Raw genomic sequence first — 13847 nt, forward strand, 5'->3', positions numbered from 1 at the left:
ACATGCTGCCTCTGACGATAGACAATCTCGCCGTATCCTTTCCCGGCCTGGCGACGCCGGTGCTGGTTATCGACCAATTGGAAATCGCCGCCGGAAGCCGCGTGGCGCTGACGGGCGGTTCCGGCTCTGGCAAGAGCACCCTCATCAACATCATAGCCGGCCTTGAACGTGTCGCGGCCGGCCGCGTCGTCTGGCAGGACACGAATATCGCGGCTCTTCCCGAAGGCCGCCGTGACCGTTGGCGGGCCGAAAATATCGGTCTCGTCATGCAGGAATTTCATCTCTTTCCCGGCCTGTCCGCGCTGGACAACATCCTGCTGCCGGCCCGCCTGTCGCGTGTGGCCAATGCAGACCTCATAAAGCGCGCACAATCCCTGTTTGCGACGGTCGGCCTCAAACGCCCCGGGCAGCACGTCGAAACCATGTCGCGGGGTGAAATGCAGCGGGTTGCCATCGCTCGCGCGCTGCTGCGCAGCCCCGGCGTCATCATCGCCGACGAACCGACCGCGAGCCTCGATCTCGACAGCGGCGAGGCCGTCGGCGATCTGCTGCTTTCGGTTGCCGCCAGCACTGGCAGCACATTGATTGTCGCCAGCCACGACCAGCATCTTGTCGGCCGTCTCGACCGGCGCCTGACCCTCAGCGGCGGCCGTATCGTCGCCGATAGCGAGCGGAAGGAGATTGCGGCATGATCGGTTTCATTCTTGCCGATCTGCGCCGGCTGTGGCTGGGCGGCGCGGTCGTGGTCCTCCTGGTGGCGCTGGCCACCGCGCTCGGTGTGGCGGTCACGCTGCAGGAACGGTCGCTGCGCCTCGGCAGCGCCCGCGCCGCCGATAAGTTCGATCTCGTTGTCGGCGCCGCCGGCAGCGAAACCCAGTTGATCCTCTCGTCCGTCTTTCTGCAGGCGGCGCCGCTGCCGCTCGTGGACGGCGCCGTCCTCACCAGACTTGCCGCCGATCCGCGCGTCGCCTGGGCCGCGCCGGTCGGTTTCGGCGATTCCTTTTCCGGCTATCCCATCGTCGGCACGACGACGAGCCTTGTCGGCAACACGACAACCGGTTTTACCGAGGGCAGGATCTTCGCGCTGGAAGGCGAAGCCGTCCTCGGTGCCGCCGTCAATCTCTCCATGGGCGCCGAGATCAAGCCGATGCATGGCACCACCGAGACTGGCGGCCACACCCACACCGAAATCGCCTATACGGTCGTCGGCAGGCTGCAGCCGACCGGAACGCCCTGGGATCGCGCCATTCTGGTGCCGATCCAGGCGGTGTGGCACGTCCATGGTCTTGGGCAGAACCATGGTCACGATCACGGGGAGGAAGAAGGCGTGGACCATGCGGATGCGCATGGCGGCGGCCACCAGGAGGCCGATCACGCCCAAGCCCAGGCCCAAGTCAAAGTCCAAGTCCAAGTCCAAGCCCATGGAGATGGCGGGCATCACGAGGAGGGCGACACGCACTCGGAAGGGGAGGCGGGCCACGACCACGCCGCTGCCCGGACCGGGACGCAGCAGGGGCAGGATGAGGCTCCGGTTTCCGATGTTTCTTCGGGCCATGCCGAGGCCGATCATCATGGCGGCATCGATGCCGATGCGCCGATCGTGGAGACGTTCGGCGAGGACCTGCCCGGGTTGCCGGCCATTCTCGTCAAGCCGAAGACGATTGCCGATGCCTATCGCCTCAGGCAGGAATATCGCAGCGGCAATACGCTTGGCGTTTTCCCCGGCGAGGTCCTCACCGGCCTTTATGCCACGCTTGGCGATGCCAAGACGGTGCTGAGCGCGGTTGCGGCCGGGTCTCAGGGGCTGGTGGCGGCGGCGCTGATGCTGGTGACGGTGATCCATATCGGGCAACGGCGTCGGCAGATCGGCGCGTTGCGGGCATTCGGGGCGCCCCGCAGCTCGGTTTTCGCCATTGTCTGGCTGGAGCTTTTCTTTCTGGTGGCGCTTGGTGTCGGCATCGGTTTTCTGCTCGGATTGGGGGCGGCCCATATCGGCGCGCAGCTTTTTACTGCAAGAAGCGGCGTGATCCTGCCCGTTGGCTTTACCGGCGAGGATCTGCGTCTTGCAGTCTTTTTGCTGAGTTTTGCTGCCGTTCTGGCGGCGATACCGGCGCTGCTCGCCTATCGCCAGTCTCCCGCAGCCGCCCTGCGCGCCTGAAACCACGACAGGCACTCTTGTCGCATCACGGTTGGAATTGGCCCGCCAGCCTGCCTGGCCGCTGCACTTGACCTGCGTTTTAGTCGGCTGCCGAAATCAGGGTTTGTCGGCGGATATTCCGCCTCCGGCGATGTATCCCGGGGGCAAGCGAGGGAGGCATATAAAATATATTTTTTTTACCGTGATCGCTTTTTATGGCAGGCTTGTACAGAGGCGTGGGACAACCTCATGACGCCGGATAATCGGAGGAAACCGGGATGGTTGAAAAGGTGCCGGACAAGGCCGTTCAAATAGCGGGGGACGATCTGTCCGCTGACGCGCCGAAGCTTCTTTCGGGCGGTAACCCCCAGATTGCCAAAGCTTATGGCAACGCGCCGGTGCAGGCCTATATCGCCGCCATGCCGGGTTGGAAAAGCCCGGCCGGAGCGCGTATCAACGCGCTGATTGAAAGCCTCGTGCCCGGCGTGCGCAAGGCGGTAAAGTGGAACTCGCCCTTTTACGGCATGGAGGACGATCTCTGGTTCCTCAGCCTTCACTGCTTTACCAAATATATCAAAGTCACCTTCCTTAATGGCGCATCGTTGCAGCCTTTGCCGCCCGGCACGTCGAAACATCCCAAGGTTCGTTACCTCGATATTCATGAGGGCGTTTTTGACGAGGCTCAGTTTGCCGACTGGGTGAAGCAGGCAAGCCGGCTGCCGGGCGAGAGGCTCTAGAACGGCTCGGCTCGCCAGGCTTGCGGCACCTGGGCGTCCCGGCTCACGCGGCGAATCACGCTTCAAACCCCGCTCCCCAAAGGCCAGCCGACCCCGTCAGTGATGAGAAATCGCAGGCGTCTCGATACAGTTTTTCCCGTGCGAGGAAAAACCGGACGATCTGGTGGATTTCTGTTTACTTTTGCCGAAGTTGCGCGCCATCACGCTCGTTGACGTCGCTGTCAGGCGTATCGCGAACCACGGAGGATGAGATGAAGGCACTGGTGCTGGAAAAAAAGGGAAAGCTCTCGCTTAGGGATTTCGATATTCCCGGCGAATTCGGGCCGGGCGAACTCGGACCGAAGGATGTGCGCATCCGCACTCACACGGTCGGCATCTGCGGCTCGGACGTTCATTATTATACCCATGGCAAGATCGGCCATTTCGTCGTCAACGCGCCCATGGTGCTGGGCCATGAGGCGTCGGGCACGGTGATTGCGACCGGTGCCGAGGTGACGCATCTGAAGGCCGGTGACCGCGTCTGCATGGAGCCGGGCATTCCCGATCCGACATCGCGCGCCTCCAAGCTCGGCATCTACAATGTCGATCCCGCCGTCCGCTTCTGGGCGACGCCGCCGATCCATGGCTGCCTGACGCCCGAGGTCATCCACCCCGCAGCCTTCACCTACAAGCTGCCGGACAATGTCTCCTTTGCCGAAGGAGCGATGGTCGAGCCTTTCGCCATCGGCATGCAGGCGGCACTTCGCGCACGCATTCAGCCCGGCGACATCGCCGTCGTCACGGGTGCCGGCCCCATCGGCATGATGGTGGCGCTGGCCGCACTTGCGGGTGGTTGTGCAAAGGTCATCGTTGCCGATCTCGCCCAGCCGAAACTCGATATCATCGCTTCCTATGAGGGCATTGAAACGGTCAACATCCGCGAGCGCAACCTTGCCGAAGCCGTGGCCGCCGCGACGGACGGCTGGGGCTGCGATGTCGTCTTCGAATGCTCGGGCGCTGCACCCGCCGTGCTCGGCATGGCGAAACTGGCGCGCCCCGGCGGTGCGATCGTGCTCGTCGGCATGCCGGTCGATCCGGTTCCGGTCGATATTGTCGGCCTGCAGGCCAAGGAACTTCGGGTGGAAACGGTTTTCCGCTATGCCAATGTCTATGACCGGGCGGTGGCCCTCATCGCATCCGGCAAGGTCGACCTCAAGCCGCTGATTTCCGCGACCATCCCCTTCGAAGACAGCATCGCCGGTTTTGATCGCGCAGTCGAAGCGCGGGAAACGGATGTGAAGCTGCAAATTCTGATGCCGCAATAGGCGGCGGTCAAACGGGCCGCTGATGCATAAGCGGCAGATATGCTGCGGAAAAGTATGAGTGTGGCCTGCCGATGGAAGGCGGGCCGCGCTCCAAAAAATCGCCAGATATTGCCGCTGACTGAGTATCGTTTAAGCGCATCACGCCAAATTGAGCAAAAAAATCGGCGTCATCGCCGCGTTTATGATCGGCCCTAGTGGGCGACTCTTCAATTCTCGGCAAAAAAGAGTCAAAAAAGTATCGGCAATTTCTTCGGCGTGATGTGGAAGCACAGCCACGCCACGCCATATGCTCCTCATCAACGCCTGGGACGAGCCATGAAGAGGAAATGGCTCTGCTCCGCAAATGCGGCGGACGCGACTGATGGGAGGACCTATGATGCAGCCCGATCTGGAACTGGTGCACATCCGCAAGGGCGAATCCTTCGCCGCCTGGCGGCATGGCTATCCGTTCCGCACGGTCCGCTGGCATTATCATCCCGAATACGAAATTCACCTCGTCGTCGCCACCTCCGGCACGTTCTACATCGGTGATTTCGTCGGTCGCTTCGGCCCCGGTCAGCTCATCATGACCGGTCCCAATCTCCCCCAGAACTGGATCAGCGAGATCGAGCCGGACGAGATCGTGCCGACACGCTCTCTCGTGATCCAGTTTCCGGAGAGCTTTATCGAGGATGCCTGCACCTCCATGGCTGAAATGGATGTGGTGCGCGCGTTGCTGGATCGCAGCCGCCGCGGCATTCTCTTCGATGATGAGACGAGCGACCGGGTTCGCCCGCTGATCCTGCGGCTGATTGAGGCGCAGGGGCTGACGCGTCTGGCGCTCTTCTGGGAAATTCTCGATCTGCTGGTCAACGCGCCGTCTTCAGAAGTGCTGGCAAGCCTGAGCTACGAGTTGGACCTGACCGGTATCGGCGACAGCGGTATCAACCGCGCTCTGTCGCATCTGCGCCAGCACCTGACCGAACAGGTCGAGGAGATCGATCTGGCGGATATGGTTGGCCAGAGCCAGAGCGCCTTTTCCCGCGCTTTCAAGCGCCACACCGGGACGACGCTGGTGCGCTATCGCAATCAGTTGCGCATCGATCTCGCCTGCCAGATGCTCTTGGCGGATCAGGACGTGAAGGTGGCGGAGGTCTGCTACGATGTGGGCTTTTCCAACCTTTCGAATTTCAACCGGCATTTCCTGAAACTGAAGGGAATGTCGCCGTCGAGGTTCCGGACCATATTCGCGGCCCAGAAGGCAGCGGTCATGGCGGATTAAACCAGCGACACATCGCCGATTTTTAGAATTCGGACAGAGGGCTGTCCGGAAACGGGCACCTGTTGCCCCAACTTTCCAAACGGGAGGAATAGTGAGATGAAAATGAAATCCAGGTTTCTGATGGCGACAGCCGCAATTGCAATGATGGCCGCTCCGGCGCTGGCGCAGGAAAAGCTGAAGATCGGCATGACCTTCCAGGAACTCAACAACCCCTATTTCGTATCGATGCAGGAAGCGCTGAAAGAAGCCGCCGCAAGCATCGGCGCCGACGTCATCGTCACCGACGCCGGTCACGATGTGGCAAAGCAGATTTCCGACGTTGAAGACATGCTTCAGCAGAAGATCGACATCCTGCTTCTGAACCCGACCGACAGCGCCGGCATCGAAGCTGCCGTTCACGCTGCCAAGTCTGCCGGCGTGATTGTCGTTGCCGTTGACGCCAACGCCAACGGTCCCGTCGACACCTTCGTCGGTTCGAAGAACCGCGACGCGGGTTACCAGTCGTGCAAATATCTCGGCACGTCGCTTGGCGGCAAGGGCGAGGTTGCCATCCTCGACGGTATTCCGGTCGTTCCGATCCTGCAGCGTGTCGAAGGTTGCAAGGCGGCTCTTGCCGAATTCCCCGAGATCAAGCTCGTTGACACGCAGAACGGCCGCCAGGACCGCTCCGTTGCTCTCGGCGTCGTCGAAAACATGATCCAGTCGCGGCCGAACCTCGCCGGCATCTTTTCGGTGAATGACGGCGGTGCGATGGGCGCACTCGCTGCAATCCAGGGTTCCGGCAAGGACATCAAGCTGACCTCGGTGGACGGCGCTCCCGAAGCGGTGAAGGCGATTGCCGATGGTGGTCCTTTCATCGAAACCACCGCGCAGTTCCCGCGTGACCAGGTGCGTGTCGGCCTTGCCATGGCGCTCGCCCAGAAGTGGGGCGCACGCGTGGTGCCGAAGGAAGTCCCGATCGACGTCATGGTCGTCGACAGCAAGAACGCCGGCGAGTTCAGCTGGTAAGAACTCCTCCCAGGCCCCGTCCCCATCTAGTATGGGGGCGGGGTTAAATCCCGACCATCGAGGAGGGTGACATGCTGGAACTGAATGGAATAAGAAAAAGCTTTGGCAAGATCGAAGTCCTGCGCGGCGTCGACCTTGAGGCGCGCGCCGGCGAGGTGCATGCGCTTCTGGGCGAAAACGGTGCCGGCAAGTCGACTTTGATGAAGATCCTGTGCGGCATTCTGCAGCCCTCGGAAGGAACGATCCGCATCGACGGCACGGATCGCCGTTTTGCCAATTACGATGAGGCGATTGCCGCCGGCGTCGGCATCGTGTTTCAGGAATTCAGCCTGATCCCCTATCTCAACGCTGTTGAAAACATGTTTCTTGCCCGTGAAATCCGCGGGCCGCTGCGCCTTCTGAACAAGGGCGCCATGCGCAAACGCGCCGCAGAAATCATGGGCCGTCTGGCCGTGGATGTGCCGCTAGACGTGCCGGTGCATCGCCTTTCCGTTGCCCAGCAGCAATTCGTCGAAATCGCCAAGGCATTGTCGCTGGATGCCCGTATCCTCGTGCTCGACGAGCCGACCGCGACGCTGACCCCTTCCGAGACGGAACACCTGTTCAAGGTCATGCGCGAGCTGCGCCGTCAGGGCGTGGCGATTATCTTCATTTCGCATCATCTTGAGGAAATATTCGAGATCTGCGACCGCATCACTGTCCTTCGCGATGGTGAACTTATCGGTTCCTGCCTGACGTCGGAGGTCGACAATGACCGTCTGGTGGAGATGATGGTCGGCCGGCGCATCGAGGCCAGTTTCCCGCCCAAACCGCAGCTCGATCCTTCCGCCGCAAAGGTGATCGAAGTCGAAGAGCTGCAATTGAAGAAGGGTGGCCCCGTCTCGCGCTTTGCGCTGCGCAAGGGCGAAATCCTCGGCTTTGCCGGGCTCGTCGGCTCGGGCCGCACGGAAACGGTGCTCGCCATGCTCGGCGCGCATTCGGCCTCGCGCCGCAAGATCAAGCTCGATGGCGCGGATACGCGTTTATCCGGCCCGGATGATGCGCTGATGCGCGGCATCGGTCTCTTGCCGGAAAGCCGCAAGGAGGAGGGGCTGATCACCAGCTTCTCCATCCTGCAGAATATTTCGCTGAACAATTATCGCAAATACCGCAAGGCCCACTGGTTCCTCGACCTCAAGAAGGAACTGGAGCACACGACGAAGGCCATGGCGCAGGTGCAGGTCAAGGCGCAGGGACCCTATGCCCGCGTCGACACGCTATCGGGCGGCAACCAGCAGAAGATCGTCATCGCCCGCTGGCTGAACCATGACATGCGCGTGCTGATCTTCGACGAGCCGACACGCGGCATCGATGTCGGCGCAAAGGCGGAAATCTACGCGCTGATGCGTGAATTCGCCGCCAGGGGCCATTCGATCATCATGATCTCCTCGGAGCTGCCGGAAGTGATCGGCATGTCCGACAGGGTCTGTGTCTTCCGGTCAGGCGGCATCGTCGCCACGGTCGAGGGAGACGACATCAATTCAGAAACAATAATGACAAACGCCACCACCGGGAGAGTTGAACATGTCGCTTGATGCAAACACCGGCAATGCCGTGAAAACGGGCGGTTTCAGTTTCAGCTCGATGCTGCGTTCCCCGCTCGCCCTGCCGCTGGCGGGCCTCATCGTCGTATCGATCCTGATGGGGCTCGCGAGCGACAATTTCTTCAGCCTCAACAACATCATGAACGTGCTGCGGCAGGTGTCCGTCGTCGGCATTCTCGCTGTCGGCATGACCTTCGTCATCCTCACCGGCGGCATTGACCTGTCGGTCGGCGCGGTTATGGCGCTTATCGGCACGCTGTCGGCCGGCCTGATGGTGAATACCGGCTTGTCTCCCGCGATTGCCTTGCCGGCCGGCCTGTTCATCGGTCTCGGCATCGGCATCTTTAACGGGGCGCTCGTCGCCTGGGGCAGGATGCCCGCCATCATCGTGACGCTCGCCACCATGGGCATGGCGCGTGGCCTCGGCCTCATCTATTCCGGCGGTTACCCGGTCAGCGGCATTCCGAGCTGGATTTCATGGTTCGGCGTCGGCCGTATCGGCGTCGTTCCCGTACCTGTCATCATCATGGTGGTGATTTATGCCATCGCCTGGGTGCTGTTGCAGCGCACGGCTTTCGGCCGCCACGTCTATGCACTTGGCGGAAATGAGCTGGCGGCGCGTCTTTCCGGCGTGAAGACCCAGCGCGTCAAGCTCGCGGTCTATGGCATCTCGGGCGTCACGGCCGCTTTTGCCGCCCTCATTCTGACTGGCCGCCTGATGAGCGGTCAGCCCAATGCCGGCGTCGGTTTCGAACTTGATGCCATTGCGGCCGTCGTTCTCGGCGGCACGGCGATTGCCGGCGGCAGGGGTCTCATTCTCGGCACGCTCATCGGCGCGGTGCTGCTCGGCATTCTCAATAACGGCCTCAACCTGATGGGCATCAACCCCTATCTGCAGGATGTCATCAAGGGCGGCATCATCCTGCTGGCCATCTATATCGGGCGCGAATGGCGCTGAGCCGGCCCGGAAACATCTTCATAAACGCAGGAGAATTAAATGTCTGAATCGCTGCAAGGCAAGATCGCGGTCATCACCGGCGCCGCATCCGGCATCGGGCTTGCCACAACGGAAGCGCTGTTGGAACAGGGCGCTACCGTGGTCATGGTCGACTGGAACGAGAAGGCCTTGAATGATCTGGCCGCCAAGCTCGGCGAGCGCGCCGTCCCGCAGGTGACGAACCTGCTCGATGCCGACAGCTGCAATGCGATGATCCCGGAAATCCTGGAGAAGGTCGATCATATCGACATTCTCTATTGCAATGCCGGCACCTATATCGGCGGCGATCTCACCGAAACGACGCCCGAAGCCATCGACAAGATGCTGAACCTCAACGTCAACGCGGTCATGAAGAACGTGCATGCCGTCGTGCCGCATATGTCGGCGCGCAAGACCGGTGATATCATCGTCACCTGCTCGATCGCCGGCCACTTCCCGACCTATTGGGAACCGGTCTATTCGGGCTCGAAATGGGCGATCACCAGCTTCGTGCAGGGCATGCGCCGCCAGATGATCCCGCACGGCGTGCGCGTGGCGCAGGTCTCTCCCGGTCCGGTCGTCTCGGCGCTTCTGGCCGACTGGCCGGAGGAAAACCTCCGCAAGGCCAAGGAATCGGGCAGCCTCATCGATGCGAGCGAAGTGGCCGATGCCGTCGTTTACATGCTGACGCGCAAGCGCACCGTCACCATCCGCGACATGCTGGTCTTGCCGACCAACTTCGACCGCGTCTAAGACTTCAGGAGCGGCGGGGAAATCGGAACCGGTCCCGCCGCTTCAACCTGTTCAAGCACCGGATGATCCGCTCCGAGGAGTATCGCAAATGGCTTCCTATCTGATTGGCGTCGATGTCGGGACAGGCTCGGCGCGGGCCGGTGTCTTCGATGTCGCGGGCAAGCTTCTCGCCACCGCCAAACGCCCGATCAGCATGCATCGCGAGGATGGCGGCATTGCCGAACAATCGAGTGCAGAGGTGTGGCAGGCCGTGTGCGACAGCGTCCGCGACAGCGTTTCCCGCGCCGGCATCGATCCGGCCGACGTTGCCGGCATCGGTTTTGATGCCACATGTTCGCTTGTCGTGCGTGGACCCAATGACGAAACCCTGCCGGTCGGCGCCGCCGATCATCCCGAGCGCGATATCATCGTCTGGATGGATCATCGTGCTGTCGAGCAGGCTGAACGCATCAATGCCGGCAAGCATGCCGTCCTGAAATATGTCGGCGGGCGCATTTCACCGGAAATGCAGACGCCGAAGCTTCTGTGGCTCAGCGAAAACAGGCCGGACATCTATGCCCGTGCCGAGCACTTCTTCGACCTGACGGATTTCCTGACGTGGAAGGCTTCCGGCGCGCTCGATCGTTCCGCCTGTACGGTCACCTGCAAATGGACTTATCTCGCCCATGAAAACCGCTGGGATGCGGACTATTTCACCAAGATCGGCCTTGGCGATCTGGCCGAGCAGGGCTTCCGCCGCATTGGCCAAAGCGTCGTCCATCCCGGCACGGCGCTGGGTCACGGCCTGACCGAGGAAGCCGCCAGGGCCATGGGTCTGGCGGCGGGCACTGCCGTGGCTGCTGGTTTGATCGACGCCCATGCCGGCGGCGTGAGCACGGTGGCTGCCGGTGGTGATGCTTCGCGATGCCTTGGTTATGTCTTCGGCACCTCGTCCTGCACCATGACCACCACCACTGACCCCGCCTTCGTGCCGGGTGTCTGGGGTCCCTATTATTCCGCCATGGTTCCCGGCGCATGGCTGAATGAAGGCGGCCAGTCCGCCGCCGGTGCGGCCATTGACTATCTGGTGCAATTGCACCCGGCCTATGCCGAGGCGAAGGCGCTTGCCGACAAGGAAGGCAAGGCCCTGCCGGTCTGGCTCGCCGACCGCGCGCTCAGCCTCGCCGCATCCGTTTCCGCAGCGGCTAAGATCGCCGAAGATTTTCATGTGGTACCGGAGTTTCTCGGTAATCGCGCGCCCTTCGCCGATCCCCATGCCCGCGCGGTCATTGCCGGTTACGGTATGGAGACCGGTGTGGATTCCCTCGTCGCGCTTTATGTGGCGGGGCTTCTCGGCCTCGGTTACGGGCTTCGCCAGATCATCGAAACACAGGCCCGCAATGGCGCGCCGGTGGAAACCATCAGCGTCAGCGGCGGTGCCGGCGCTCATCCGCTGGCAAGGCAATTGCTGGCGGATGCGACGGGGCTTCCCGTCGAGCTCAGCGAATGCGAGGAACCCGTGCTTCTCGGCTCGGCGATGCTGGGCGCCGTTGCAGGCGGAACCTATCCGGACCTGATGGCGGCAATGCCCGCCATGTCTCGTATTGCCAGCTGTGCTGCGCCCGATCCTGCATTTCAGACGGTGCATCAGTCGCGTTACGACGCATTTCTGGCGCTCCAGAATGCAGCACGCGCCATTCGATCCGCCAGCCATTCCTGAGCCGTGTCACAAACTTGGATCATCCGGCCATATCGGTCGCAAAATAATGAGGGTTTCATGCAGTTTTCCGGAAAATCCGTCATCATCACCGGCGCAGGCAAAGGTATCGGCCGCGCCTGTGCCCTGCTGATGGCTGCGCGTGGTGCGGAGGTGGTGGCGATCAGCCGCACGCAGTCCGATCTCGACAGCCTGAAAAGCGAAATCGGCGGCCGTTCGATCCGTGTCGATCTCGCCGATGTCGCCGCCACCCGCGCCGCCATGGCCGAAGCTGGTCCGTGCGATTTCCTGATCAACAGCGCCGGCATCAACGTGCTGGAAAGCGTGCTTGACATGAGCGATGCCGGCTATGAGGCCGTGCTGGGCATCAACCTGCGTGCCGCTCTCGTCACCTGCCAGGAATTTGCCCGCGCCCGCGTGGCAAAGGGTGGCGGCGGCGCAATCGTCAACATCACCTCCATCGCCGGCCATCGCGGTTTTCAGGATCATCTCTGCTATGCGGCGTCCAAGGCCGGTCTGGAAGGCGCAACCCGTGTTCTCGCCAAGGAACTTGGCCCCCACGGTATCCGCGTCAACGCCGTTGCACCGACCATCACCCTCACCGAACTGGCGGCGGAAGCATGGAGCGATCCGGTCAAGAGCCAGCCAATGATGGTTCGCCATCCGCTCAACCGCTTTGCCGAGGCCGAAGAGGTGGCGCGGAGCATTGCACTGCTGCTTTCCGACGATAGCGCGATGATTTCCGGAGCCGTGCTGCCTGTTGACGGCGGTTTCCTCGCGGTGTGACCGGCACCACGGATTTGCCGGGCATCACCGATAGAATGTCGGACCTCCCCCTTTAGATCGCGCGCAACGCGCGTCGAAAAAGGGAGAGGTCCGTTGTCGTTTCAGTCTGGCTGTTTCCGCGGAATTAGTGGCGGTGCTCGGGCATGTCCTTCAACTGGTCCTTGGTCCATGAGGTGACCGCATGGACGTCGCCGTCCTCGTCGCGCATGAAATCAAGATCGCTGATCGGCACGGCCACGGGCTTTGCGCCGATGCCGAGAAAGCCGCCGACGTCGATGATGGCGGTGGTATGGGCGCCAACGCCGTGGACATGGTCGACCTTGCCGATCTTGTGGTCGTCTGCACCGTAGACGGTGGCGCCTTGCAGGATGGACGGGGTCAGTTCGGTTTCGACGAGACGTACGTGATTGCTATGATCCACTGTTTTTCTCCTGTCTGAGGTTGCAAGACAGGAACTCACGCATGGTAAAACCGTTCCATCGCGTCTGCTCGATCCGGCGCTTCGCCGTTTCGAAATGCGCTTCTCCGCAGCTTTGCACGACATAGTGTGACAGGCAGTTGCGCCGATGTCGTGAAGCGGGATGAATACTCCAATGTCGGCGCTGCCGAAATGCATGATTCGCCTTCGCATGGTCATGCAAAATCCCGCTTGAAAAAAATGAACGCGCGTGCAATATGAACACGTGTTCAAGCTATCGAAATGGTTATTACGCATGGATTCGATGCCCTATCCGGATACATTGGCGGCGCGCGCCGAACTGTGCCGCAGCGTTATTCTTTCTGCAGGCGAACTGGTGCTGAAGGGCTTTCAGGGCGAAGCGACGCGCAGCTTTTCCATGAAGGGGCCGCAGGATTTTCTGACGGTGACGGACGCTGCTTCCGAGGCGCATATTCGCAGCGCGATTTCCTCCTGTTTCCCGAATGACAGTTTTTTCGGTGAGGAGGGCGGTGGTGAGATCGGCGATCGCGTCTGGGTGGTCGATCCCATCGATGGCACCGCCAACTTCGCCCGCGGCATTCCGCATTTCTGCATTTCCATCGCCTATGTTGAGAACGGGTGCACCGAAATCGGCGCAATCTATAATCCCGCCCTCGACGAGCTTTATTTCGCCCGCCGGGGCGAGGGGGCGACGCGCAACGGCCAGCCGCTCAGGACTGCGGAGACCGCCCGTTTCGATGCCGCCTCGATTGAAATGGGATGGTCGACCCGCGTGGCGAATGCCACCTATCTCGATGTCGTCAGAAACCTGCTCGACATCGGCGCCAATGTCCGCCGCGCCGGCTCCGGCGCGCTGGCGCTTGCTTATGTGGCCGATGGCCGCTCGGATGGCTATCTCGAACTGCACATGAATTCATGGGATTGTCTTGCGGGGCTGCTACTTGTCAGCGAAGCTGGCGGCGATGTCTGCCCTTTCCTGGAGATCGGTAGTCTGAAGGATGGCGGGCCGGTGCTGGCCGCAGCCGCCGGTGTTGCGAGCGGTCTCAGCAGGGCGTCGAATATCGTTTTGGCCGTGCGGCAGCCGTCGGATCGGCAGCGGGCCGCATCGGCCTGATTTTTTGACGGAGGCCCGTCCGCGACGGGCGCTTCGTGCATGTGGAGGAATGA

At 61.6% G+C, this 13847-nt stretch carries 13 protein-coding genes; 12 read left to right on the top strand and 1 reads right to left on the bottom strand.

Going from position 1 to position 13847, the window contains the following annotated elements:
- Nucleotides 1-2: 2 nt before the first annotated feature.
- The 11 genes from ACI2KA_RS15600 to ACI2KA_RS15650 all read left to right on the top strand — a co-directional run bounded on the left by ACI2KA_RS15600 (nucleotide 3) and on the right by ACI2KA_RS15650 (nucleotide 12241).
- On the top strand, nucleotides 3-692 hold the full coding sequence (locus ACI2KA_RS15600; protein ID WP_404503379.1) for an ABC transporter ATP-binding protein: 690 nt from the start codon (nucleotides 3-5) through the stop codon (nucleotides 690-692).
- On the top strand, nucleotides 689-2158 hold the full coding sequence (locus tag ACI2KA_RS15605; RefSeq protein ID WP_404503380.1) for an ABC transporter permease: 1470 nt from the start codon (nucleotides 689-691) through the stop codon (nucleotides 2156-2158). The genes ACI2KA_RS15600 and ACI2KA_RS15605 overlap by 4 nt, the downstream gene beginning before the upstream one ends.
- Nucleotides 2159-2415: 257 nt before the next feature.
- A complete protein-coding gene (locus ACI2KA_RS15610) occupies nucleotides 2416-2874 on the top strand; it encodes a DUF1801 domain-containing protein (protein WP_404503381.1) in 459 nt (152 codons plus the stop codon).
- A 251-nt stretch (nucleotides 2875-3125) separates the two neighbouring features.
- On the top strand, nucleotides 3126-4178 hold the full coding sequence (locus ACI2KA_RS15615; protein WP_404503382.1) for an NAD(P)-dependent alcohol dehydrogenase: 1053 nt from the start codon (nucleotides 3126-3128) through the stop codon (nucleotides 4176-4178).
- A gap of 376 nt (nucleotides 4179-4554) precedes the next feature.
- A complete protein-coding gene (locus ACI2KA_RS15620; RefSeq protein WP_404503383.1) occupies nucleotides 4555-5439 on the top strand; it encodes a helix-turn-helix domain-containing protein in 885 nt (294 codons plus the stop codon).
- 96 nt (nucleotides 5440-5535) lie between these two features.
- Nucleotides 5536-6447, top strand: a complete 912-nt coding sequence (locus ACI2KA_RS15625) for an ABC transporter substrate-binding protein (protein ID WP_404503384.1) — start codon at nucleotides 5536-5538, stop codon at nucleotides 6445-6447.
- Between the two features lie 71 nt (nucleotides 6448-6518).
- Nucleotides 6519-8021 (top strand): sugar ABC transporter ATP-binding protein, encoded by a 1503-nt coding sequence (locus ACI2KA_RS15630; protein WP_404503385.1) that lies wholly within the window; start codon nucleotides 6519-6521, stop codon nucleotides 8019-8021.
- Entirely contained in the window at nucleotides 8011-8988 is a 978-nt protein-coding gene (locus ACI2KA_RS15635; protein WP_404503386.1) for an ABC transporter permease, read from the top strand. The genes ACI2KA_RS15630 and ACI2KA_RS15635 overlap by 11 nt, the downstream gene beginning before the upstream one ends.
- 39 nt (nucleotides 8989-9027) lie before the next feature.
- Nucleotides 9028-9759 carry an SDR family oxidoreductase gene (locus tag ACI2KA_RS15640; protein ID WP_404503387.1) on the top strand — a complete coding sequence of 244 codons (732 nt, stop codon included), beginning with the start codon at nucleotides 9028-9030 and terminating at the stop codon, nucleotides 9757-9759.
- A gap of 88 nt (nucleotides 9760-9847) precedes the next feature.
- The gene (locus ACI2KA_RS15645; protein ID WP_404503388.1) at nucleotides 9848-11458 is read left to right on the top strand and encodes an FGGY-family carbohydrate kinase; all 1611 of its coding nucleotides are present in this window, start codon (nucleotides 9848-9850) and stop codon (nucleotides 11456-11458) included.
- Nucleotides 11459-11515: 57 nt separating this feature from the next.
- On the top strand, nucleotides 11516-12241 hold the full coding sequence (locus ACI2KA_RS15650; protein ID WP_404503389.1) for an SDR family oxidoreductase: 726 nt from the start codon (nucleotides 11516-11518) through the stop codon (nucleotides 12239-12241).
- A gap of 124 nt (nucleotides 12242-12365) precedes the next feature.
- Here ACI2KA_RS15650 and ACI2KA_RS15655 read toward each other — a convergent pair whose 3' ends face one another.
- Nucleotides 12366-12662 (bottom strand): PRC-barrel domain-containing protein, encoded by a 297-nt coding sequence (locus tag ACI2KA_RS15655; RefSeq protein WP_404503390.1) that lies wholly within the window; start codon nucleotides 12660-12662, stop codon nucleotides 12366-12368.
- 292 nt (nucleotides 12663-12954) lie between these two features.
- On the opposite strand from ACI2KA_RS15655, the gene ACI2KA_RS15660 reads away from it, so the two are divergent.
- Entirely contained in the window at nucleotides 12955-13794 is an 840-nt protein-coding gene (locus ACI2KA_RS15660) for an inositol monophosphatase family protein (protein WP_404503391.1), read from the top strand.
- Nucleotides 13795-13847 lie beyond the last annotated feature (53 nt).

The sequence above is a fragment of the Agrobacterium sp. NPDC089420 genome, assembly GCF_044900305.1.
Classification (GTDB): domain Bacteria; phylum Pseudomonadota; class Alphaproteobacteria; order Rhizobiales; family Rhizobiaceae; genus Agrobacterium.

Bases quoted from the DNA above. Each gene is read 5' to 3' on its own strand.
- ACI2KA_RS15615 (WP_404503382.1), top strand. From the start codon at position 3,126: ATGAAGGCACTGGTGCTGGAAAAAAAGGGAAAGCTCTCGCTTAGGGAT.
- ACI2KA_RS15650 (WP_404503389.1), top strand. From the start codon at position 11,516: ATGCAGTTTTCCGGAAAATCCGTCATCATCACCGGCGCAGGCAAAGGT.
- ACI2KA_RS15640 (WP_404503387.1), top strand. From the start codon at position 9,028: ATGTCTGAATCGCTGCAAGGCAAGATCGCGGTCATCACCGGCGCCGCA.
- ACI2KA_RS15610 (WP_404503381.1), top strand. From the start codon at position 2,416: ATGGTTGAAAAGGTGCCGGACAAGGCCGTTCAAATAGCGGGGGACGAT.
- ACI2KA_RS15630 (WP_404503385.1), top strand. From the start codon at position 6,519: ATGCTGGAACTGAATGGAATAAGAAAAAGCTTTGGCAAGATCGAAGTC.
- ACI2KA_RS15635 (WP_404503386.1), top strand. From the start codon at position 8,011: ATGTCGCTTGATGCAAACACCGGCAATGCCGTGAAAACGGGCGGTTTC.
- ACI2KA_RS15625 (WP_404503384.1), top strand. From the start codon at position 5,536: ATGAAAATGAAATCCAGGTTTCTGATGGCGACAGCCGCAATTGCAATG.
- ACI2KA_RS15660 (WP_404503391.1), top strand. From the start codon at position 12,955: ATGGATTCGATGCCCTATCCGGATACATTGGCGGCGCGCGCCGAACTG.
- ACI2KA_RS15605 (WP_404503380.1), top strand. From the start codon at position 689: ATGATCGGTTTCATTCTTGCCGATCTGCGCCGGCTGTGGCTGGGCGGC.
- ACI2KA_RS15620 (WP_404503383.1), top strand. From the start codon at position 4,555: ATGCAGCCCGATCTGGAACTGGTGCACATCCGCAAGGGCGAATCCTTC.
- ACI2KA_RS15645 (WP_404503388.1), top strand. From the start codon at position 9,848: ATGGCTTCCTATCTGATTGGCGTCGATGTCGGGACAGGCTCGGCGCGG.
- ACI2KA_RS15600 (WP_404503379.1), top strand. From the start codon at position 3: ATGCTGCCTCTGACGATAGACAATCTCGCCGTATCCTTTCCCGGCCTG.